Annotated in this window: 21 protein-coding genes; 13 read left to right on the forward strand and 8 right to left on the reverse strand. The window is 68.4% G+C overall.

Going from position 1 to position 22,126, the window contains the following annotated elements:
- The first annotated feature begins 90 nt into the window (after positions 1–90).
- The 5 genes from FYJ91_RS12270 to FYJ91_RS12290 all read left to right on the forward strand — a co-directional run bounded on the left by FYJ91_RS12270 (position 91) and on the right by FYJ91_RS12290 (position 6,163).
- On the forward strand, positions 91–3,243 hold the full coding sequence (locus FYJ91_RS12270; RefSeq protein WP_181008482.1) for a TRCF domain-containing protein: 3,153 nt from the start codon (positions 91–93) through the stop codon (positions 3,241–3,243).
- Positions 3,240–4,346 carry a DNA topoisomerase IB gene (locus FYJ91_RS12275; RefSeq protein ID WP_149522577.1) on the forward strand — a complete coding sequence of 369 codons (1,107 nt, stop codon included), beginning with the start codon at positions 3,240–3,242 and terminating at the stop codon, positions 4,344–4,346. Before FYJ91_RS12270 ends, FYJ91_RS12275 begins: the two co-directional genes overlap by 4 nt.
- Positions 4,347–4,427: 81 nt before the next feature.
- Positions 4,428–5,204 (forward strand): transglutaminase-like domain-containing protein, encoded by a 777-nt coding sequence (locus tag FYJ91_RS12280; RefSeq protein ID WP_149522578.1) that lies wholly within the window; start codon positions 4,428–4,430, stop codon positions 5,202–5,204.
- A complete protein-coding gene (locus tag FYJ91_RS12285; protein ID WP_149522579.1) occupies positions 5,201–5,797 on the forward strand; it encodes a PRC-barrel domain-containing protein in 597 nt (198 codons plus the stop codon). Before FYJ91_RS12280 ends, FYJ91_RS12285 begins: the two co-directional genes overlap by 4 nt.
- A 144-nt stretch (positions 5,798–5,941) precedes the next feature.
- Positions 5,942–6,163, forward strand: coding sequence for a hypothetical protein (locus tag FYJ91_RS12290; protein WP_149522580.1), 222 nt, complete (start codon positions 5,942–5,944; stop codon positions 6,161–6,163).
- Positions 6,164–6,228: 65 nt separating this feature from the next.
- Here the strand turns inward: FYJ91_RS12290 and xth are convergent, their stop codons facing one another.
- Positions 6,229–7,002 carry an exodeoxyribonuclease III gene (gene xth / locus FYJ91_RS12295; RefSeq protein WP_149522581.1) on the reverse strand — a complete coding sequence of 258 codons (774 nt, stop codon included), beginning with the start codon at positions 7,000–7,002 and terminating at the stop codon, positions 6,229–6,231.
- The gene (gene ligD / locus FYJ91_RS12300; protein WP_149522582.1) at positions 6,999–9,563 is read right to left on the reverse strand and encodes a DNA ligase D; all 2,565 of its coding nucleotides are present in this window, start codon (positions 9,561–9,563) and stop codon (positions 6,999–7,001) included. The genes xth and ligD overlap by 4 nt, the downstream gene beginning before the upstream one ends.
- A gap of 203 nt (positions 9,564–9,766) precedes the next feature.
- Here ligD and FYJ91_RS12305 point away from each other — a divergent pair, with 203 nt between their 5' ends.
- The 3 genes from FYJ91_RS12305 (at position 9,767) to FYJ91_RS12315 (ending at position 11,156) form a co-directional block, all read left to right on the forward strand.
- Complete coding sequence (locus tag FYJ91_RS12305; protein WP_149522583.1) at positions 9,767–10,216, forward strand: PA2169 family four-helix-bundle protein; 450 nt, start codon at positions 9,767–9,769, stop codon at positions 10,214–10,216.
- Between the two features lie 2 nt (positions 10,217–10,218).
- A complete protein-coding gene (locus FYJ91_RS12310) occupies positions 10,219–10,845 on the forward strand; it encodes a YbhB/YbcL family Raf kinase inhibitor-like protein (protein WP_149522584.1) in 627 nt (208 codons plus the stop codon).
- A 92-nt stretch (positions 10,846–10,937) separates the two neighbouring features.
- Positions 10,938–11,156: a hypothetical protein gene (locus tag FYJ91_RS12315; RefSeq protein WP_149522585.1), complete on the forward strand. Its 219-nt coding sequence runs from the start codon at positions 10,938–10,940 to the stop codon at positions 11,154–11,156.
- 180 nt (positions 11,157–11,336) lie between these two features.
- Here the strand turns inward: FYJ91_RS12315 and FYJ91_RS12320 are convergent, their stop codons facing one another.
- Both FYJ91_RS12320 and FYJ91_RS12325 read right to left on the reverse strand, forming a co-directional pair.
- Complete coding sequence (locus FYJ91_RS12320) at positions 11,337–12,044, reverse strand: dienelactone hydrolase family protein (protein ID WP_149522586.1); 708 nt, start codon at positions 12,042–12,044, stop codon at positions 11,337–11,339.
- Positions 12,041–12,787: a Crp/Fnr family transcriptional regulator gene (locus FYJ91_RS12325; protein ID WP_149522587.1), complete on the reverse strand. Its 747-nt coding sequence runs from the start codon at positions 12,785–12,787 to the stop codon at positions 12,041–12,043. The genes FYJ91_RS12320 and FYJ91_RS12325 overlap by 4 nt, the downstream gene beginning before the upstream one ends.
- Positions 12,788–12,987: 200 nt before the next feature.
- Here FYJ91_RS12325 and FYJ91_RS12330 point away from each other — a divergent pair, with 200 nt between their 5' ends.
- A complete protein-coding gene (locus FYJ91_RS12330; RefSeq protein WP_149522588.1) occupies positions 12,988–13,887 on the forward strand; it encodes an iron-containing redox enzyme family protein in 900 nt (299 codons plus the stop codon).
- A gap of 15 nt (positions 13,888–13,902) precedes the next feature.
- A complete protein-coding gene (locus FYJ91_RS12335) occupies positions 13,903–14,337 on the forward strand; it encodes a DUF1810 domain-containing protein (RefSeq protein ID WP_149522589.1) in 435 nt (144 codons plus the stop codon).
- Between the two features lie 7 nt (positions 14,338–14,344).
- Here the strand turns inward: FYJ91_RS12335 and FYJ91_RS12340 are convergent, their stop codons facing one another.
- Positions 14,345–15,376 (reverse strand): ATP-dependent DNA ligase, encoded by a 1,032-nt coding sequence (locus tag FYJ91_RS12340; RefSeq protein WP_149522590.1) that lies wholly within the window; start codon positions 15,374–15,376, stop codon positions 14,345–14,347.
- Between the two features lie 16 nt (positions 15,377–15,392).
- Positions 15,393–16,304, reverse strand: a complete 912-nt coding sequence (locus FYJ91_RS12345) for a dimethylarginine dimethylaminohydrolase family protein (protein ID WP_181008483.1) — start codon at positions 16,302–16,304, stop codon at positions 15,393–15,395.
- Positions 16,305–16,612: 308 nt separating this feature from the next.
- Between FYJ91_RS12345 and katE the strand changes: the two genes are divergently transcribed.
- From katE to FYJ91_RS12360, 3 genes are read left to right on the forward strand one after another with little or no spacing between them, the layout of a single operon-like run.
- On the forward strand, positions 16,613–18,817 hold the full coding sequence (katE, locus tag FYJ91_RS12350; protein ID WP_149522592.1) for a catalase: 2,205 nt from the start codon (positions 16,613–16,615) through the stop codon (positions 18,815–18,817).
- The gene (locus FYJ91_RS12355) at positions 18,807–19,364 is read left to right on the forward strand and encodes an ankyrin repeat domain-containing protein (protein WP_246152607.1); all 558 of its coding nucleotides are present in this window, start codon (positions 18,807–18,809) and stop codon (positions 19,362–19,364) included. The genes katE and FYJ91_RS12355 overlap by 11 nt, the downstream gene beginning before the upstream one ends.
- A 55-nt stretch (positions 19,365–19,419) precedes the next feature.
- Entirely contained in the window at positions 19,420–19,650 is a 231-nt protein-coding gene (locus FYJ91_RS12360) for a hypothetical protein (RefSeq protein ID WP_149522593.1), read from the forward strand.
- Between the two features lie 232 nt (positions 19,651–19,882).
- On the opposite strand, the gene FYJ91_RS12365 is transcribed toward FYJ91_RS12360, so the two are convergent.
- Together FYJ91_RS12365 and FYJ91_RS12370 are read right to left on the reverse strand one after the other, a co-directional pair.
- Positions 19,883–20,245 (reverse strand): hypothetical protein, encoded by a 363-nt coding sequence (locus tag FYJ91_RS12365; RefSeq protein WP_149522594.1) that lies wholly within the window; start codon positions 20,243–20,245, stop codon positions 19,883–19,885.
- Positions 20,242–22,077, reverse strand: a complete 1,836-nt coding sequence (locus FYJ91_RS12370; RefSeq protein ID WP_149522595.1) for a YbhB/YbcL family Raf kinase inhibitor-like protein — start codon at positions 22,075–22,077, stop codon at positions 20,242–20,244. Before FYJ91_RS12370 ends, FYJ91_RS12365 begins: the two co-directional genes overlap by 4 nt.
- Positions 22,078–22,126: the final 49 nt, after the last annotated feature.

Genomic DNA, 22,126 nt, shown 5'->3' on the forward strand with positions numbered 1-22,126 from the left:
GCCGAGTGCGGCGCTCCCGCGTTCAGGCGTCTCATCCTCTCGGCGGACTCGCCCGTCCGCCCCCGTTGCAGCCGAAAGCGTCCCTATATCATGCAACTTGCCGAACCCGACGCCACCGAGATCGTCGCACCCGCCCGCCTCGCCGAGGATCTGGCGCTGCCGGCGGCGACTGGGCCGACGATGGCGCGGCTCGCAGCGGTGCTCGGCAAAGCGGATGTCATCTGCGTCACCCTCGACGAGTCCCGCGCCGAGGCGATCGCCGCCGCGCTCGGCGACGCATGCCCGGGCGCGATCGTCGTCCATCTGCCGGCCCCCGATGGACTGCCCGGCGAGACAGTGGCGGCATCGCCCGCCAATATCGGCGCGCGCCACGCGGCGCTGGCAGCGCTCACTGCCCGGGGCCGACGCCGCCATGCGCTGATTCTGAGCGTCGACGCGGCGATGGCCACAGGGCCCGCCGTCGATGGCCTCGGCGCGCCGCTGACGCTCGCCGCAGGCCAGACGATCGACGCCGACGATCTGTGCGCGACCCTCGAACGCTTGGGCTACCAGGCCGACGACCGGATCGACGAGCCGGGCGAGATGGCCCGCCGGGGCATGATCGAACTCTTCCCGACGACCGCCCGCCATCCGGTGCGGCTCGACATCGCCGACGGCCGGCTCACCGCGATCCGCGGCTTCGACCCGGTCACCCAACGGACTACGGGCGACCTCGAGACGATCGTCATCGATCCGGCCACGTGGGACGTCGGGCAGCCAGGCGGCACGAGCGCGCTCGCCGTCCTGCCCAAGGCGCGGCTCGCGCTCGACCCCGGCGTCGCGGCGCGCGGACAGCAGTTGCGCGCACTCGCCAGGGAGACCGGCGCGCGTGGCCTGATCGACGAGGACGCCTGGTTATCGCTGCTCGATCGGCCGCGGCCCGTCGATATCCTCCCCAAGGACGAAAGCTCGGCACCGCGCTTCGTCGAGCAGCGCCGGCCCGACCGCGCCGCACTGAGCGCGATCAGCGCATGGCTTGCCGACGGCGACCGGGTGATCCTTGCCGGTCGGCCGCGCGACCTGCGCTTCCTCAAAGGCCGGCTCGGTCGCGCCAAGGCGCCGCCACTCGTCGAGGCGGAGGACTGGGCCGGGGCCCTCAGCGGGCCGAGCGACGCCCTGATCCTGCTCAGCCTGGCGCTCGAGGCGGGCTGGGAGGCGCCCAGCCTCCATGTCATCGCCGCCGCCGACATCCTCGGCAGCCGCGCCGGCGGCAACGGGCCCGCACTCCACGCCGCCGACCCGTTGGGTGGCGCGGTCGATTACCGGATAGGTGACGTCATTATCCATGAGGATCATGGGCTCGGGGTCCTGCTCGGCCTCGAAGCGGTCCAGGTCGGCGACACGACGCAGGACGCAATCCGGATCGGCCATGCGAAGGACACGCAGCGCCTCGTGCCCATCGAGGAAGCAGACCGGCTGTGGCGCTACGGCGCAGACGCCGAGGCGGTGAGCCTCGACCGGCTCGACGGCACGAGCTGGGTGAAGCGGCGCGGCGATATCGACGCGCAGGTCGCGCTCACGGCCAAGGCGCTGCTCGGCTTTGCCGCCGACCGCGCAGCCCGCCGGACCGACCCGATCGACCCACCGAGCGCGCCCTATGAGACCTTCATCGGCCGCTTCCCCTTCGCCGCGACCCGCGACCAGCTGCGCGCGGTTGAGGCGGTGCGCGCCGACCTCGCTAGCGGCACGCCGATGGACCGGCTGATCGTCGGGGATGTCGGCTATGGCAAGACCGAGGTCGCGCTGCGCGCCGCCGCGATGGTCGCGCTGGCAGGACACCAGGTCGCGCTTGTCGCCCCCACCACCGTGCTCGCGCGCCAGCATCTCGAGAGCTTCACCCGCCGCTTCGCCGGGCTCGGTCTCCAGGTGGCGGGGCTGTCGCGGCTGTCGAGCGCGGCCGAGGCCAAGGCGGTCAAGTCGGGCCTCGCCGACGGCTCGATCGCCATCGTCATCGGCACCCAGGCGCTCGCCGCCGACAGCGTCGCCTTCGCTGATCTCGGCCTCGTCATCATCGACGAGGAACAGCGCTTCGGCGCCGCCGACAAGGCGAAACTCAGGGCCCGCGCCGAGGCCGGCCATGTCCTGACGCTGACCGCAACCCCGATCCCGCGTACGCTCCAGGGCGCACTCGTCGGGTTGCAGGACCTCTCGGTGATCGCGACGCCGCCCGCCCGGCGCCAACCGATCCGGACCGCGACCGGTCCCTTCGACCCCGACCAGGTCAGGGCGGCGCTCCTGCGCGAACGCGCGCGGGGCGGCCAGAGCTTCGTCGTCGTGCCGCGGATCGACGATATGGCGGGCCTCGCCGATCAGCTCGCCCGGCTTGTCCCCGACCTCATCGTCCACCAGGCGCATGGCAAGATGGCGGCAGCAAAGGTCGACCAGGCGATGGTCGCTTTCGCCGCGGGTCAGGGCGACATCCTGCTTGCGACCAACATCATCGAGGCGGGGCTCGATGTGCCGCGCGCCAACACGATGATCGTGATGCACGCCGACCGGTTTGGGCTCGCGCAATTGCACCAGTTGCGTGGCCGGGTCGGTCGCGGCGCCAGGCGCGGCACCATCCTGCTCCTGACCGAACCCGGCCAGGAGATCGCGCCTGCGACCGCCAAGCGGCTGAAGACGCTCGAAGCGCTTGACCATCTCGGCGCGGGCTTCGCGATCAGCGCGCAGGATCTCGACCAGCGCGGTGCGGGTGATTTGGTCGGCGAAGACCAGGCCGGGCATGTCCGGCTGATCGGGGTCGATCTTTACCAGCACCTGCTCGCCCGCGCGCTCGCGGTCGCGCGCGGCGAGGCCGCCGACCGCTGGACGCCCGAATTGCATCTGGGCGAGGACGCCCGCTTCCCCGCCGACTGGATCGCCGAGGAAGAGATCCGGCTCAATCTCTATCTGCGGCTCGGCCGCCTCGCCGACGAGGCGGCGGTCGACCAGTTCGCCGAAGAGCTTGAGGACCGTTTCGGCGCGCTCCCCGCACCTGCCCAGCGGCTGCTCGCGATCGCGCGGATCCGCCGGCTCGCCTGCGCGGCCCATATCGCCCGGATCGACGCGGGTCCGGCCGCGATTGCGCTCACCCCACGCCCCGACTTCGAGGGCAACACCAGCGATCTCGAGGCCAAGGGCGATCGCCTGCTGCTGCGCGGCGACCCCGGCCCCGATCCGCTCGCCGCCGTCGCAGCCCTGCTCGAACGGGTCACCGCATGAGCGCGACCGACGCTAGCGCGATCAGCGCCGCCGAGGAGGCCGGCACGATCGTCGACGCGCAGGACGCCGCCGAACAGGCGGGGCTTCTCTATGTCACCGACGCCAAGCCCGGGATCAGCCGCCACCCGGCGGGCAAGGGCTTCAAATATCGCCTGCCCAACGGCAAGCCGGTGACCGACGACAAGACGCTGACGCGCATCCGCAAACTCGCTATCCCGCCTGCCTATCAGGACGTCTGGATCTGCCCGAGCGCGCGCGGCCATATCCAGGCGACCGGGCGCGACGCCAAGGGCCGCAAACAATATCGCTATCATGAGACATTTCGCGCGGTCCGCGACAGCACCAAATATGAGCATATGCTCGACTTCGCCGCCACGCTCCCCGCGATCCGCCAGGCGGTAGACGCGCATATGGGGCTGAAGGGCCTGCCGCGCGAGAAGGTGCTGGCGACTGTCGTCCGCCTGCTCGAGACGACGATGATCCGCGTCGGCAATGAGGATTATGCCAAGGCCAACAAGAGCTATGGCCTCACCACCTTGCTCGACCGCCATGTCAAGGTCGAGGGGAGCGAGCTGCGCTTCGCGTTCAAGGGCAAGAGCGGCAAACAGTGGAAGCTGGGTCTCAAGGACCGCCGCGTCGCGAGGATCGTCAAGGCGAGCCAGGACCTGCCCGGCCAGCATCTCTTCCAATATCTCGACGAGGCCGGCGAGCGCCATGAGGTCAGCTCGACCGACATCAACGCCTATCTGAAAGAGATTTCGGGCAAGGACATCACCGCCAAGGACTTCCGGACCTGGAGCGGGACCGTCCTCGCGGCGATGGCGCTCGCCGAATATGAAACCGTCGACAGCGAGGCGGCCGCCAAGAAGAATATCCGGACCGCGATCGAAGCGGTGGCCGCCCGGCTCGGCAACACCCCGACCGTCTGCCGCAAATGCTATATCCATCCCGAAATCTTCGAGTCCTATCTCGGCGACGCGCTGATCCTCGAGGCACGCGCCGAGGTTGAGCAGGCGCTGCGCGACGATGTCGCCGAGCTCAGCCCACAGGAGGCCGTCGTCCTCGCCTTCCTCCAGCGAAGGCTCGCGGCCAAGGCCGCCTGACCCGTCCGCGCGCCGATACCCCCCCGCACATCGCTTCCTTCTTTAACGGGCGCCCGCCGCCGCCAACCGGATACCTGCTCCATGAAACTCGCGATCCACGCCCAGCTCGACTATCAGTTCGAGCATCCGACCGACGTCCTCCTCCAGCTCGAGGCGGCCGCGATCCCGGAACAGCAGATCGAGGCCGCGCATATCGATATCAGCGAAGGCGAGCATTTCGCCCGTGTCGACGCTCATGACGAGATCGGCGAGCGGATCTGGCTCCGGATTCAGGGACAACTCCTGATCGACTATAAGGCCACCGTCTCGATCGAGCGGCTGCTGACCGATTGCCTGGCGCTCCCCAAGGTTCCGCCGCACCAGCTGCCGGGCGAGACGGTCCAATATCTGATGGCGTCGCGCTATTGCCCGTCGGATCAGTTCCAATGTTTCGTCGACGCCGAGTTCGGCCGGCTCCAGGGCGGCGAACGCGTGATCGCGATGCGCGACTGGGTCCACAGCCATTTGTCCTATGTGCCAGGTGCGAGCGACAGCGACACCACCGCGCTCGAAACCTTCGTCAAGCGCCAGGGCGTGTGCCGCGACTATGCCCATCTGATGATCACCTTGGTCCGCGCGAGCGGTATCCCCGCGCGGCTCGCGAGCGTCTACGCGCTCGGCGTCGAGCCGCAGGATTTCCATGCGGTCGCCGAGGTCTTCCTCGGCGGCGAATGGCATCTGGTCGACGCGACCGGCATGGCGAAGGAAGCGGCGATGGCGAAGATCGGCATCGGCCGCGACGCCGCCGACGTCGCCTTCCTGACGGCTTATGGTCTCGCGCGGGTGAACAGCCAGTCGGTCCGGGTCGACGCGGCATGATCGTCGAAGAGATGGCGGGCTGGGTCGCGCCGGTCGCGACCGCGATCGCGGCGATTCTGACCGCCGCCAATCTGGGCGCGCGGGTGACGGGGTGGGGCTTCGTCGTCTTCCTGATCGGTTCGCTCGCCTGGAGTGCGGTCGGCGCGGCGACTGGGCAGACCAACCTCCTCCTTACCAACGGCTTTCTGACGATCGTCAACCTTATCGGGATCTGGCGCTGGCTCGGCCGCCAGGCGCGCTATGAGAAAGGCGGCACCGCGGCGGCCGAGGCGAGCACGCAGCGCGCCGCCCCCGATCTCAGGACCCTGTCGTCGCTGATCGGCGCCAAGGTCGAGGATGGTCGCGGAGAGCCGCTCGGCGAGGCGATCGAGGCGCTGGTCGAATGCGACAGCGGCCAGCTCAGCTATGTCGTGATCCGCAGCGGCGGAGTCGGTGGGGTCGGCGAACGGCTGCGCGCGGTTCCGCGCGCCCAGGTCAGGCTCTGTACCGACCGGGTCGAGATAGGCCTCGACGCCGCGGCGTTTGACGCCTTGCCCGACTGGGAGCCGGAGGCGCCGCCGCCGCGCCCGCACACCCAAGCGAGGCGCGATTAATCTGCGGCAGCACGATTGATTGCGGCCCGAAGCAACAGGCGTGCGGCTCGCTTCGTTTTCGCATGCAGGACAAGGCGACCGGACCCTCGGACGCCGTTGGAGAGCCGCCATGACGATATCCTTTCCCGCCGACGGCCAGACGCCATGAGCTACGCGCGCGCGGTCCCGCAACCCCGGCAGGATCCCGGCATCGCCACCGCCGAGGACGGTGTCGTCCTCCTCGACGGCCCCGACGGTCTTGCCATCACTTTGACCCCCAGCGCCGCTGCACGGACCGGCCAGAATTTGATCGACGCCGCGGCCCGCGCTGCCGAGCAGCGCCCGGTCCCGCCCGAGGACGCGCCGGCCGGGCTGCGCGACGCCTGACCATGAAGGCGCAGCTGCTCATCAGGGGGCGCGGCGGTGGCAAGGGTTGTATGGCCGACGCGGTATCAATCCTTGAGTTCGACCCAGACCGGACAATGGTCGCTGGTCTTCTCCCAACCCCGCACCGCGAGATCGACCTCGGCGCGCAGCAACCGCTTCGTCGCGGGCTTGTTGAGCAGGAAATGGTCGATCCTTAAACCCGCGTTGCGGGCATAGGCGTTCCGGAAATAGTCGAAGAAGGTGTAGATCGTCTCGTCGGGGTGGAGCTTGCGCAGCGCATCGGTCCACCCTTGGGCCAGCAGCCCGACAAAAGCGGCGCGGACCTCTGGGGCGAACAAGGCGTCGTCGCGCCAGCGCTCGGGCTTGTAGACGTCGCGCTCGGTCGGCATCACATTATAGTCGCCGGCGATCACCACCGGCGCCTTCGTCGCATAGAGCTCGGCCATCAGCTCGGTCAGCCGCGCGAACCAGCGCAGCTTATACTCGAATTTTGGACCCGGTCGCGGATTGCCGTTCGGCAGATAGAGCCCGCCGACGAGAACGCCGTTCACCGCCGCCTCGATATAGCGGCTATGGCTGTCATCGAGGTCGCCTGGCAGCCCGCGCCGCGTCTCGATCGGCTGCGCGCCCTTGGCGAGGATCGCGACGCCGTTCCAGCTCTTCTGCCCATGCCATATCGCGCCATAGCCGGCCGCCTCGATCGCCTGAATCGGGAATTTCTCGTCAGGTGCTTTCAACTCCTGGAGACAAACGATGTTGGGCTGGCGCTCGGCGAGCCAGCGCAGCAACACCGGAAGCCGACCGTTAACCCCGTTCACATTGTAGGTCGCGATGATCACAGGTCCGGCAGCACTTGGTCGGCGCGGCCCCATCCGGCGAGCACCTTCGAGCCGGCACGCTTCACGAGCTCCGCTGCATCGCCGACATGCCAGTGCGCCGGCGTATCGATCGTCTCGAGTTCTTTCCAGCTGATCGGCACCGCGACCGGCGCCTGCTCGCGGGCGCGCACGGCATAGGGCATGATAGCGGTCGCGCCGCGTTGGTTGCGCAGATAGTCGACGAAGATCCGGCCCTTGCGCTGGACCTTGGCGAGCGCCGCGGTGAAGCGGTCGGGATGCGCCTGCGCCACCGCCTGCGCGAAGCGATGCGCGAAATCCTTGACCGCGGGCCATTCGGCCTGCGGGGTCAGGGGCGCGATGACATGGACGCCCTTGCCGCCGGTCACCATCGGGAAGGTCTCGAGCCCGATTTGCTGGAGTAGCTCGCGAAACTCGAAGGCCGCGGTCCGAACCGCCTCGAAGGCCAGCCCATCGTCGGGGTCGAGGTCGAAGACGAGCCGGTCGGTCTTTTCGACGTCCTCGATCCGCGCCCCCCATCCATGGAATTCGATCGTCCCCATCTGGACGCAGGTCAGAAGGCCTTCGGCGTCATCGACGAACAGATAGGGCTCTTCATGGCCGTCTTTCTCCAGGATCCCGACATGCTTGATATGTTCGCCGAAGGTCCCGGCGTCATGCTTCTGGAAGAAGCATTTCTTGGCGCGGCCTTGCGGACAGCGCACGAGGCTGATCGGACGGTTGGCAACCCACGGCAGCATGATGTCCGCGACCGCGGCATAATAGTCGGCGAGCTGGCCCTTGGTGATCTTGCTCTCCGGGAAAATCACCCGCTCGCGGTTCGAAATCGCAACATCGACGCCGTCTTCCGACGACGCCACCGCCGCGGCGACCGGCGCCTCGGTCTCAAGCAGCACCGCCTCGGCCTTCTTGTCCTCGCGCAGGCCGAGATAAGAGGGATGGCGCAAAACGCCCTCGTCGGTGAACTCGATATAGGCGACCTCGCAGACGAGGCGCGGCTCGACCCAATGCGCGCCGCGCACCGCCGCGCGCGGCGCCACGACCGGCGGCGTCTTGACCGCCAGCGGCGCCATCAGCGCCATCAGCCGCTCGATCTCTTGCCCCGTGAAGCCGGTCCCGGCCTTGCCGGCATAGATAAGCTTGCCGTCCTTGTGGACGCCAAGCAGCAGCGAGCGGAAGCCGCGCTGCTTGTCGGACGGGGTCCATCCGACGATGATGAACTCCTGGCGACGGATACATTTGGTCTTGAGCCAAGTGCCATTACGGCTCCCGGAATATTTGGCGTCCGCCCGCTTCGAGATCACCCCCTCGAGCCCCGCTTCGCAGAAGCTCGTCAGCAGCTTCTCGCCCTGGCCAACGATATGGTCCGAATAGCGGATGCGCGCCGCCTCACTCCCGACCGCGCTCGCGATCAGCGTCTCGAGCTTTGCCTTTCGCTCGGTCAGCGGCAGCCGCGTCAGATCCTCGCCATCGAGCGCGAGCAGGTCGAAGGCATAATAGAGGATCGCCGACGGATCGCCCTTGAGCGCGGCCTGGAGCGCCTGGAAGCTCGACCGCCCATCCTCGCCGACCACCACCGCCTCGCCGTCGATCAGCGCCGATCGGCAATCGAGCTGCGTCGCCTCGGTGATCAGCCCGGCAAACCGGTCGGACCAGTCGAGCCCAGAACGGGTATAAGCGCGGCCCTCGCCACCGCCGACGGCAATCAGGGTGCGGTAGCCGTCATATTTCAGCTCGTGGAGCCAGCGGTCACCCGCGGGCACGCTGTCGACAAGAGTCGCGAGCTGGACGGGCTGGAAGGGCGGCGGCAGCGCACCAACCGCCTTGGCGGCTTTACGCTTTAGCGGGGATTTGGCTTTGCGGGCAGCGACCGGCTTAGCTGAGGCCTCGGTCTTCCCCCGCTTGGCGACCGCCCTCGGTTTCACCCCGGCGGCGATTTCCTCCATGGTGAGGCCGCTTTCGACGCTGGTCAGATGCATCCCCACCAGGTCATCCGAACCGCCGGCATGGTCGTCAGCGATCTTGCGCAGCAACCAGTTCTCGCCCTTCTCCTTTCCGCGCGGCTTGAGCCGGATCATCAGCCACTCACCCTTCATCCGGTGCCCATGGAGGAAGAAATGCAGATGGCCCTCGGCGAGCGTCTTCACGGGGTCCTTGCCCGGCACCGGCTCCCAGGTTCCATTGTCCCACAGCATCACAGTGCCGCCGCCATATTGGCCCTTGGGGATCGTGCCCTCGAAGCGCGCATAGTCGAGCGGATGGTCCTCGGTCCGGACCGACAGCCTTTTATCGTCGGGATTGGGGCTCGGGCCGCGCGTCACCGCCCAGCTCTTCAACGTCCCGTCGAGCTCGAGCCGGAAATCGTAATGAAGCCGGCTTGCGGCATGTTTCTGAACGACGAAGCCCTGCCCGCCGGCCGGCAGGGTCGCCCCGGCCGGCTCGGCGGTCAGGCTGAAGTCGCGCTTCTCGCGGTAGCGCGCGAGATTGGCCTCGGCGCGAGCGGATGGAGCGGAGGCAGTCTTGGCAGCGGCGCGGCGGGCCATGAGCGACAGTCCTGCAAGGATGGGCGATGCGCGTTCAACCCGGCGCGGAACGGACTCGTTCCGTCGCGGGCGCCAGCGTGCGACCGGCGCTAACCCACATCAGGGCGAATCCGGCGGTGTGACGCTGAGCCCGGCCCACGGGCTGGCGCGTTTCTCCCCGGTCCGTGCCGTTCGACTGCGACGGCGCACCGGGAGGCGAGCCCATGTCCAGCACCGATTATGATATCCGCATGCTCAACGGCCTGATCGAGGCGACGCTCGACAGCGCCGAAGGCTATGCCGATGCCGCCAGCGACAGTTCGCGCTTCGCCGCAATGTTTGCGGCCCGCAGCTCCGAGCGCCGCGCGGCGGCCGCCGTCCTCCAGGAGCATGTCGCGAGTCTGGGCGGCAGTTCGCCCGACGACGGCACGCTGCTCGCCGCCGCGCACCGGCTGTTCGTCAATCTTCGCCAGACCCTAGGCGGCGGCGAGGTCGCGGTGGTCGACGAGGTCGAGCACGGCGAGGACCATATCAAGGCCAAGTTCGAGGACGCGGTGCGCGACAGCGACATCTCGTCGGCGACCCGCGCGGTCATCGTGCGGGTCCAGGGCTCGGTCCAGGCCGGCCATGACGCGATGCGCCAGCTCAAGCACGACCTGCACGGCGCCACCTGACGATGCTCGAACATGTGCCCCATTGGCTGGGCCAGCTGCTCAGCCCCTTGCGCGCCGGCCATGAGAAGCTCCTTGCCGCGCGGCCCGACCTCGCAGTCAGGGGGGTCGTCGAGCTGATGAGCCCGGCCTTCGCGCATGGCGCGCGGCTGCCCGAACGCTTCACCGCCGACGGCGCCGGCGTCTCGCCACCGCTCGTCTGGGGGGAACTGCCCGAGGGCACCGCCGGCCTCGCCTTGATCGTCGAGGATCCCGACGCCCCCTTGCCCAACCCGCTCGTCCATGCCCTTGTCTGGAACCTGCCCCCCGACACCGGCCGGCTCGCCGAAGGCGCGATCGTGGCGGACGGCGATGGCGGCGCGGACGGCCGCGACGTCGGGCGCACCAGCTATGGGCGCGAGGGCTGGTTGCCGCCCGATCCGCCGACCGGGCATGGTTCGCATGATTATGTTTTCCAGATCTTCGCTCTGTCCGAGGTGGTCCCGCTCGCGCCCAATCCGGGGCGCGGCGATCTCGCCGAGGCGATCGCCGGCCGCATCCTCGCCGCCGGCATCCTCATCGGCACCTATCAGCGCGGAGACGCCGCTCCGGCCTTCGTTGCCGGCTCGCCGGGACCGGCGCTTGCGGGATGACCGGCCGCGCCGCCCATCCAAAAGGCAGGGCGGGGCCGGATTCCCGGAACGTCGCCGGGCCTGATGCTTTTCCCTTGTCGAAGGAGATGATCATGACCGACCATACTAAGGATGCCGGCGCCGACAATCGCGGCCGGCGCGCGCCGCAGAGCGGCTCGGGCGAGGTCAAGGGATCGGGCGCGGGCGCCGGCGGCGGCGGCAATCCGGAAGAGTTCGACAGCGACGCGCAGGCGGGCGGCGGCAAGATCCCCGCGGCGAAACCCGAGGCGCCCGCGACCGGCGCCGATGCACCCGTCCATGGCAGCCGCTGATGCCGACCGGCGCGCGGTGATCGCGCGCCGCGTCTCCGCTTTGACGGGGGTCGAGCCGGACGCGATTCTCCCCGAAATCGCGCCCGATGGTCTTAGCCATCACGCCACCTCGGCGCAGGTCGGAGCCGCGATCGACCAGGCCATCGCAGAGTTCGACCGCACGCCGGACGAGGACGCCCTTCAAGCGAAGCTGTCGTCGAGGAAGCCGAGCAAGGTCGCCCAGCTCGCGCGATCGGCTCGAGCATCATAGGCCATACGCGGATCGCCCAGCCCATCGACCGCTTCATTGGTGAAACTGTGGAGCGCTCGGCCATAGACCGCAAGGTGCCAGTCGGCCTCCGCCGCCATCATCTCGGCCTGGAAGGCGGCGATATCGGCGGGCGGCACGAGCGGGTCGAGCGCGCCCGTGCAGGCGAGCACCCGCGCTCGGATTGCAGCCGGGGTCGCTGGCGCGGCGGTCGTGAGCAGTCCATGGAAGCTCGCGACCGCGGCGAGCGGTGTATTGGCGCGCGCCAGTTCGAGGACCGCGAGACCGCCAAAACAATAGCCGATCGCCGCCACCGCCGTCGGGGCGAATCCGGTCGCTGAGACCAGAGCGTCGAAGGCGGCGCAGACCCGCCGGCGCAGCAGCGCAGGATCGGCGCGGAACCGCGCCATGGCCGGCCCGATCTCATCGTCGCCGAGCACCCGGCCATCGCCGTGGAGATCAGCAGCGGCAGCGACATAGCCGAGCTCGGCGAGCATCGCGCAGCGTCGCCGCACGTTGCCGCCGATCCCGTCGGCCTCATGGACGACCAGGATGGCCCGACCGTTGCCGGCTCCCCGCGGCCGGCGGAGTTCGCCCAAGCAGCGCACGTCGCCATCGGCATAGGCGAAGGGCTCGCTCATGACGCGATCGTCGCGTTCGTGGCGGCCAGAGCCGCTTCGTCGATATAGAGATAGGCCGGGTCGAACTGGCCGCGCCGGCGGAGCCGTTCGGGATCGTGGATTTCGACCAGCGACGAGCGGAAGCTGACGATCCCCTCCTCGCGCATGCCGCGCAGCACGCGATTGATGTGGATGCTGGTGAGACCGCAAATCTCGGACAGATCGGTCTGGGTGATGCCGAGGGCGAAGCGACCGCCATCGCTCAGGCCCACCGCGCGCAGCCGCGCCTCGGTCTCGCACAGGAAATGGGCGATGCGGCCGCCCGCATCGAGCCGACCGAGGCGGAACAGCCAGGCACGGTGGATCGCGGCGTCGAGCAGGGTCGCGTACCACAGCTTCTTCGCAAGCACGGGGCGCTCCTCGACCAGCACATCGAGCCGATCGTGGGGTACGATCGCGACGGTCGCGGCGGTCAACGTCGCGACATCATGGTCGAGCGTCTTGAGCGGATAGGCGTGGAGGTCGACGAAGTCGCCGGGGACATGCAGCGCGACGAGCTGGCGCAGGCCTTGGCGGTCGTCGAGATAGCGGCACAGGAAGCCGTCGATCAGGAGCGTGCTGTGCGACAGCGTCTCGCCGGCGCGCACGATCGTCTGACGCGGCTCGAGCGTGCGGACCTCGCTGACACAGGCCTCGAGCGCGGCGCGCTCGTCGGTGTTGAGCGGGGCACCCTTGCGGTGGCGCAGGAAACGGTCGGTGTACATCGCTTCTCATCATTCGTGTGGGTCGCGCGGTTGCAGGCCGACCTTTCCCGCGCGAAACGCGCGAGCGGCCCATCCGGTCCACTGCTCCCATCGGCCCGCCAACGTCTTGCTGCACATCAGTTTCGACGCCCGAGACGCAACCCGATCGGGTGCCGAAGGGTTCAGACCGTCAACCGAGAAGACGACGAGAGGATCGCCCCATGGCGTCACGCGCCCCCACCGACATCCGACGACCGAGCGGATCGCAGTTCCTGACTGACAGTTTCCAGCGCGGCCTCGCGCATTGGAATCGCGAGCGGCTCGCGCCGGCTTTCCCGACCGAAGACTGGGCGCAGGCGCTCGAGCGCGACCACCGCATGCTCCGCCTCGAAGGCGGCTTCCTCGAGACGCTGCGCGCCGAGATCGCCGACAAGGCCGCCGCCGCGCCCACAGACCCCGATGGCTTCATCGCCTGGTTCGAGGCACTGAAGGAGGTCGGCCCCGGTCAGGGCGACCCGCTCTTTCCCTGGCTCGCCGACACCGCCACCCGCAATGAGCTGATCTGGTTCTTTGAGCAGGAGGCGGCCGGCGAGGCCGGCTTCGACGATCTGGTGGCGCTGACCCAGGTCAAGCTCCCGACGGGTCCGAAACTCGAACTCGCGCGCAACTATTGGGACGAGATGGGCCGTGGCAATGTCCCCGGCATGCATGGTCCGATGCTCGACGCGCTCGTCGAAACGCTCGGGGTCGACCCCACCATCGAGACCACCGTCTGGGAAAGCCTCGCGCTGGCCAATGCGATGACCGCGATGGCGACGAGCCGGCGCTATGCCTGGCAGTCGGTCGGCGCGCTCGGCGTGATCGAACTGACTGCGCCCGGCCGCTCGGCCTGCGTCGCGAAGGGCCTGCGCCGGATCGGGCTGTCCGACAAGGAGCGCCGCTATTTCGACCTCCACGCGGTACTCGACGTCAAACACAGCGCCGACTGGAACCGCGAAGCACTGCGCCCGGCAGTCGAGGAGGATCCAGCGCGTGCGACCGCGATCGCCGAGGGCGCGCTGATCCGCCTGAAATGCGGCCTCGCTTGCTTCGACCGCTACCGCGCGCATCTGTGGGCCTGAGCATCGGGGCGAGCGATGCGCGAGACCGCGGATCCGCATGATCTCAACCGCTTCGTTGCGGCGCAGGCCGGCACTTTTGACCAGGACCTCGCCGAGGTCGAGGCTGGCGCCAAACGCGGTCACTGGATGTGGTTCGTCTTTCCGCAGATTGCGGGCCTCGGCCACAGCCTGACCGCGCGGCATTTCGCAATCCGGTTGCTCGCCGAAGCAAGGGCTTATCTCAAGCATCCGATCCTCGGCGATCGGCTGCGCGCCTGCGTCGCGGCGCTTGAGCGGATCGGCAAGGCGGATGCCGAAGCCGTGTTCGGTCCGATCGACGCGCTGAAATTGCGCTCGTCGCTGACCCTGTTCGTCGCTGCCGGCGGCGGCCCCGCCTTTGTAGACGTGCTCACCCGCTGGGGCGGCGGTCCCGATCCGGCGACGCTTCGCCTGGTCGAGGCCGACGCTTGAAGGACGTCTAGACGATCGCCGCGAGTTCGGCCGGCCGCACCTCATGGACGAGCTGGTCCATCGTGCAGGTGGCGGGTGCCTTGTCGGGCCGCCAGCGCAGCAAGCGCGTGCCATGGCGCAAGCGGTCGCCGGTCACCTGATCGTAGAGAACCTCGACGACGAGGTCAGGCGCGAGCGGCGTCCAAGCTTTCTCCTTGCCGTCGTTCCAGCGGCTCGGCCCGCCCGGCGCCTTGCCGGTGAAGCCGGTGCCGCCGAGATGCGGCGCGACCCGGTCGGCGAGCGCCGCCTGGTCGTCTGCCTTCAGCCCCGAGGTGAAACCAACATGGTTGAGCTGGCCGGCCTCGTCATAGAGGCCGAGCAAGAGCGATGCGATCGCACCGTCGTCGGATCGCCGGATCCCGCCGACGACGCAGTCGGCGGAACGGTGGACCTTCACCTTGAGCATGGCGCGCTCGCCGGACCGGTAAGCTTCGTCGCGGCGCTTGGCGACGATCCCATCGAGCGCGCCGCCGCTTGTCTGCAGCCACGCCCGACCGGCCGCGAAGTCCTCACTCTGTGGCGACAGCAGCAGCGATGACCCGCCCTCCTGCGCGTGGAAGCGCTCGAGCGCGACGCGTCGGTCGGCGAGCGGACGCTCGATCAGATCCTCGGCCTCGAGGCCAAGACAGTCGAACAGCATCAGCTGGGCAGGGGTCGCGATCGACAATTTGGCGATGCGGCTCGCGGCCGGGTGGAGCCGCTGCTGGAGCGCGTTGAACGATAGCACGTTACCGACAGGGAGGATGATCTCGCCGTCGACGATGTAGCGGGTGGTCTTCGTCGCCGCGAGCAGAGCGAGGATTTCGGGAAAATAGCGGCCGAGCGTCTTGCCCGACTTCGACCAGAGCGCGACGCGTTCGCCGTCGCGCACCGCGATCGCGCGAAAGCCGTCCCATTTGGGCTCAAACTGCCAGCCCGGCTCCTCGGGCAGCGCCTCGACGAGCTTCGCCTCCATCGGCGCAATCGGAGTCACGATCGGGTCGACGGCCCGCCCGCTCATCGGACCGTCGCTATCATCAGGCCGCGACGCGCGCGAGCGGCATCGTCAGGCAATGGACCCCGCCGCCGCAGCGCGTGAACTGATCGAGCGCGAGCGTTTCGACCTGATAGCCGCGCGTGCGCAATTCGGCGATGACCCGGTCATTATCCTCGGAGGCGAGCAGCCGACGGTCGCCCAGCGACAGCATGTTGCAGCCAAGCGAACGCGCTTCCTTATAGCTGACCGCGATCGTCTCGATCCCGAACCGCGCGAGATCGGCGAGGAAGGCGTCCGAGAGCACGTCGGTGCAGGCGAGCGCCAGACCATCACCGACCATCGCGAACTGGGTATCGAGGTGTAGGAAATGCTGATCGAAGCGATAGACGATCACGTCCCAGCCCTGACCGCGAAACACCTCGGCGACGCTTTCGGCGCCGTCCTCGTTCGTCCGCTCGCCAGAACAGCCGATGATGACGAGCCCGGGCTTCACGATCGCGATGTCACCGCCCTCGGCGGTGCCGCGCTGCACGCAGGCCGCGAGGGGCGCGCCGATCCCGCGCAGCGCCTTCAAGGCGTGCACGGCTTCGGCTTGGCGGTGGCCGGCGGCCGGGTTGAGCGCGAACAGGCCCCAGGGCGTCGTCACTAGCGCGTCGCGGGTGAAGCACATATCGGGCATGGCCGGATCGGGCTCGAGGAAATGGCAGCGCACGCCTGCCCGCTCAAGCGCAGCTTGGAGCGCACGGTGCTGGACGAGCGCCTGCGGCACCGATGTCGCGAAACCATCGCGCAGCGACTCCTGGGTCACCGAACAGCAGGGCACGGGCTCGAGGAAGGTGGGCTGGCACAACAGGACATCGGTCAGCCGGTCGGTCTCGCTGGACACATGACAGCGCTGGAGGCGAAGACCGGCCAGGCCGCGTTCGCCATGGGTCAGAAAGTCGAGCTTCATCAGGCACCTGTTCTTGTTATCCGATCCCAAGCGCGCGACCCCGGCGGCGGGTTCCATGCCAGTCCGAGCGACTGATGTGCATCAGCACGGTGGCGGTCACCGGCGATCTCGGGACGGCCGCTTGCGCGGCGCTTGGCCAGCGCCCCCACCATTCGTCTTGTTGCAGATTAGTATCGCTGCGGCGCGCGCACCCGAAGCCGTGCACAGGCGGTTGTCCATGTCGAAGCGTCGCTCCCTTCCGGAGCGCCCGCACCCGCGCGCCGCACCAGCGCGCGACCTGCTATTCGTTGCACGAAGGATGACCGCTCATGGCCCGCAAACCCGATCCGACCTCGCCCTCGAAACGCGCTACCAAGGCTGGTCCCGCGCCTGCCCCCGGCGAAAGCCCGCAAAAGGCGCCGAAGCTCCCCGCATCGATCGCGCTTTCCGACAGCTTCGGCGAACCCCAGGCGGCGGGCGGCGAGACCCATCAGGTCGCGGGCGGCGACGTCGCGACCCTGACCTCAGCGCAGGGCATGCCCATCGCCGACGACCAGAACAGTCTGAAATATGGCGCGCGTGGCCCGGTCCTGCTCGAGGACCCGCATTTCCGGGAGAAGATCTTCCATTTCGACCATGAGCGCATTCCCGAGCGCGTCGTCCATGCGCGCGGCGTCGGCGCGCACGGCTTTTTCGAGCTGACCGAGAGCCTGGCCGACGTCACCCGCGCCGATGTCCTCCAGCGGGTCGGCGAGAAGGTGCCGGCCTTCGTTCGCTTCTCGACCGTCGCCGGCTCGAAAGGCTCGGCCGACCTGGCCCGCGACGTGCGCGGCTTTGCGGTCAAGCTTTACACCCAGGAGGGCAATTGGGACATTGTCGGCAACAATATCCCGGTCTTCTTCATCCAGGACGCGATCAAGTTCCCCGACCTGATCCACGCCGCAAAGCCCGAGCCCGATCGCGGCTTCCCGCAGGCGCAGACCGCGCATGACAATTTCTGGGATTTCATCTCGCTGACGCCGGAATCGATGCACATGGTCATGTGGATCATGTCCGACCGGACGATCCCGCGGTCGCTCCGCACGATCGAGGGCTTCGGCGTGCACAGCTTCCGCCTGGTCAATGCCGAGGGGAAATCGACCTTCGTCAAATTCCACTGGAAGCCCAAGGCGGCGCTCCAGTCGGTGGTGTGGAACGAGGCGGTCAAGATCAATGGCGCGGACCCCGACTTCCACCGCCGGGATTTGTGGGACGCCATCAATGCGGGCGACTTTCCCGAGTGGGAGCTGGGCGTCCAGTTGTTCGACGAGGATTTCGCCAACAGCTTCGATTTCGATATCCTCGATCCGACGAAGATCATCCCCGAGGAACTGGTCCCGGTCCGGATCGTCGGCCGGCTCGTCCTCGACCGCGTCGTCGACAATTTCTTCGCCGAGACCGAGCAGGTCGCCTTCTGCACGCAGAACATCATCCCCGGCATCGACTTCACCAATGACCCGCTGCTCCAGGGGCGCAACTTCTCCTATCTCGACACCCAGTTGAAGCGCCTGGGCGGTCCCAACTTCACCCATATCCCGATTAACGCGCCGAAAGTGCCCGTCGCCAATTTTCAGCAGGACGGCCATATGGCGATCGCGAACCGTAAGGGCCGCGTGAACTACGAGCCGAACAGTTGGGGCGCCGAGATCGGCGGCCCGCGCGAGGATCCGGCGAAGGGCTTCACCAGCTTCGCCGCCACCGAGGAAGGCCCCAAGCTGCGGCTGCGCCCGGAGAGCTTCGCCGATCATTATAGCCAGGCACGCCAGTTCCTCGTCAGCCAGGAGCCGATCGAACAGAAGCACATCGGCGACGCGCTGGTGTTCGAACTCTCCAAGGTCGAGCGCCCCGACATCCGCGCGCGCATCGTGTCGCACCTGCTCAACATCGACGCCGGCCTCGCTCAGACCGTCGCCGACGGGCTTGGCCTCGCCGCGCTGCCGGCGCCGGCCCAGGCCGCGCGGCCGACGGTCATGGATCTGCCCGTCTCTAACGCGCTCTCGATCGTGCGCAACGGTCCCGACAGTTTCCAGGGCCGCAAGCTCGGCATCCTGCTGAGCGACGGCGCCGATGCGGGCCTGTTTAAGGGGCTCACCGCCGCGCTCTACAAGGTGGGGGCGGTGTTCGAGGTGATCGCGCCGAAGATCGGTGGGGTGACCCTCTCCGACGGTACGGCTCAGGCGGCCAGGCACAAGATCGACGGCGGGCCGTCGATCTTGTTCGACGCGGTTGCGGTGGTCGTCTCGGATGAAGGCGCGGCGCTGCTCGCCGGCGACGCCGCGGCGCAGGACTTCGTCCGCGATGCCTTCGCCCATTGCAAATATATCGGCCTCACCAAGGCGGCGCAGCCACTGTTCGCGAAGGCCGGGATCGCCGACCTGCTCGACGACGCCTGCCTGGCGCTCGGCACCGCCAAGGATGCCGCGGCGTTCGTCGACACGATCGGAGCACTGCGCTTCTGGCCGCGCGAACTGGAGGTCGACCTCGATGCAAAATGATCCGATGCCGAGCCCGGCCAATGACGTGGGGGCGCCGGCGCCACTCCCGCCGCCGGCACGGCTCCAGGAGCTCTTGTACGACGCCTGCCGGCTTGGCCGGATCGATGTCCTTCCGGCGCTTCTCCAGGCCGGGACAGACATCGAGGCGCGGGATTCCAAGGGCTACACGCCCCTCATCCTCGCCAGCTATAACGGCCATGCCGCGGCGACCGAACTGCTGTTGAAGCAGGGCGCGATTGTCGACGCCCCCGACGGGGCGCGCGGCAACACCGCGCTGATGGGGGTCGCGTTCAAGGGCTATGGCGCCTTTGTCGACCGCTTGCTGATCGCGGGCGCCGATCCCAACGCCACCAACAAGGGCGGGCAGACCGCGCTGATGATGGCGGCGCTGGTTGGCCAGACCGGCATTGTCGACCGACTGCTCGAGGCCGGCGCCGACCCGCTCGCGGTCGACGCGGGCGGTAACAGCGCCTGGTCGGTCGCGCGCAGCCAGGGCAATGAGCTGATGGTCCAGCGGCTGACCGCAAGGCGGCCGCATTTCGCCTGATCGCCCCACTGAACCGGTTGCTGGTCCCGGCATTGACCGCAGGAGGAGAGAGATCATGACCGACCGCCGCGACACGCCCGACAGCCTGACCCCCGAGGACAAGCCGATCGACGAGATCCGCCGGGGTCCGCTCGGCGACGCGCGGCCCGGTCGCGGCGACGGCGACGCACGCACCGGTGGCGGACAGCCACAGGAAGGCGTCGAGGACCGGCCGAGCGTCAGTACGGTGACGCCCGAGGATTATCCCGCCGACGATCGCGCCGACAGCAGGCCCGATGGCGCGTAAGCGCCGGATGGCCAACCCCTTCACATCCAGACGCGGCGCCCCATATCCGGGCCATCGTCAACAGATGAAAGGAGGTGGTCGAATGTCTCATTGTCTCATGCTGTCCGCGGCACGCGCAGAAGGTTCGATCCGCTCCACCGGAGCTTCGGCCTGAGCGGCCAGATAGTCGCCGCTGATGCGGAGGGCTGACAATGTGAAGGGCCGTGCTCCGATCCGGAGCGCGGCCCTTCTTTCATTCCGACGGGGTTGCGGGCGCCGGCGGCAGCGCGGCGAACCAGTCGGCATAAGGCGTCGTGCGCGCTAAGTGGCGGTTGAGATCGGGCGCGCCGTCCGTCCACCAGACCGGCCCACGCTCACCAAGCGCCAGCTTGGCGGCATCGACCGCGGCGTGGGCCCGGTCTTCGGCCGCATCATCGTCTGCGCGCCGCGCGGCGCCGACCGCGCGCCTCGCCGCCATCAGTTCGGAGACGAGCGTCGCGCGCCGGTCGGCAGGCAGCCGCGGGTCGCTACGCCGCCACAGCCGCCCCCGGACCACGAAATAGCGGCCGTCGGGGGTGACCGGATAGCGGTCGGTCTTGTCGTCGCCCGCGCTCATTTCTTCGGCGGCAAGGCCCCTTGCGCATAGGTCCCGACCAGCTCGCCCCTGGCGAGCACCTTGCCGGTCATCGCCGCCAGCACGCGCTCGCGATCGGCGCCGACCGGCAAGTCGAGCATCTCCGACAGCGCGAAGAGCTGGACATGATAATGGTGCGGCGGATCGCCGACCGGGGGCTTGGGCCCATAATAGCCGGTCGAACCGCGTGTCGTCCGGCCCTGCCGCATGCCCTTGGGCTCCGCAAGCTGGCGCTCGCCCGGCAGCGCTTCGGGGAGCGCTGTCGTACCGGTCGGGATATTCCACGCGACCCAATGGATGAAGGGGTGGCCATGCTGGCTGTCGGGATCCTCGAGCAACAGCACATAAGAGGCGGTACCGGCCGGCGCTCCCGACCAGCTCAGTGCAGGCGAAACGCCGTCCTGATAATCGCTGTTGCGCGGCGGGATCGCCTGGCCGGCGCCAAAGGCCGGGCTCGTGACCGTCAGCCGCATCGTCGCCCGGGTCTCCGGCCGCGCGAGCGCGAGCGCCGGCCCGACCGGGCGCGGCTCATCCTCGGGCGCGCGCACCGCAGGCCCGGCGAGCACCGTGCCTGCGGCATCGGCGCCGGTATAGCGCACGCGGTAGATAACGCCGTTGATGTCGTCGGTGAACAGCAGTGATCCGTCCCTGGCGACCGCGAGCCCTACCGGGCGACCCGACTGGCTCGGACCGTCGCGGTTTTCCTGGAGGAAGCCGGTAAGAAACGGCTCGAACGCGACCGCTTCACCGGCGGCGTCGAAGTGGATGCGCGCGACCTCATAGCCGGACGGCTTCGAGCGGTTCCAAGAACCCCGAAAGGTGACGAAGGCATCGCCCTGATAGGCTTTGGGAAAGGCCACGCCGCGATAGAAGAGCATCTGCATCGGCGCGGCGTGCCCGGTGTAACCGAGCACCGGACGGGTGGCAGCGGCGTCGAGATCGGCCATCGTCAGGTCATTGGGCGGGTCGTCCTGCGGGTTCTGTCCGCCGAAGCCGTAGATATAGGGCCAGCCATAATTCTTGCCGAAGCCGATCTTGTTGAGCTCCTCGGGCTGCTGGTCGTCGCCGAGCATGTCGATGCCATGATCCATGCCCCAGAGCGCCCCGGTCTTCGGATTCCAGTCATAGCCGATCGTATCGCGCAGGCCGCTCGCATAGATGATCCGGCTCTTCCCGTCGGGCGACATGCGCAGCAGCGTGGCACTTTCGGGACTGCTCTCGACGCACTCGTTACAGGTCGAGCCGACCGTGATGTAGAGCTGGCCATCGGGGCCCAGACGCACGGTTCGCGTATTATGTTGGCCCGTATCCGGGAGCGTGTCTGTCAAAGGCTTGAGCGGTCCGAAGCTCCCGTCCGCGAGGATCGGCGCTGTCAGGATCTCCGACATCGCCGCGAGATAGACTTTGCGCCCGTCGAGCGCGATGCCGTGCATGCCGGGTCGTTGCGCGACGACCTTGCGCAGATCGGCCTTGCCGTCGCCGTCAGTGTCCCGCAGCATCACCACATCGCCCTCGGCGCGACGGGTCAGATAGACAGTGCCGTCGTCGGTGACCGCGAGCAATCGCGCGTTGCCGAGTCCCTCTGCCCACATCTCGACCGCGAAGCCGACGGGCACTTTCAGTTTGGCCACGGTCTTCGCATCGGGCTTCACTGCGCGCGGCTCGACGATCGCAACCTGATATTGGAAATTGGCGGCCTTCGCCTCGGGGAGCGCCTGCGCGCTCGGGATGGCGGGCTTGCCGCCAACGGCACCCGGCTCGGCGGCGAGCGCGGTGGTCGAGAGGAGCGCGAGCCCTAGGAGCATATTTCGCATGGAGACGGCTTTCCCTATTGTCGTCCTGTGCCGGCCCAACGAGCGGGTC

The sequence above is a fragment of the Sphingomonas montanisoli genome, from assembly GCF_008274695.1.
Taxonomy (GTDB): Bacteria; Pseudomonadota; Alphaproteobacteria; order Sphingomonadales; family Sphingomonadaceae; genus Rhizorhabdus; species Rhizorhabdus montanisoli.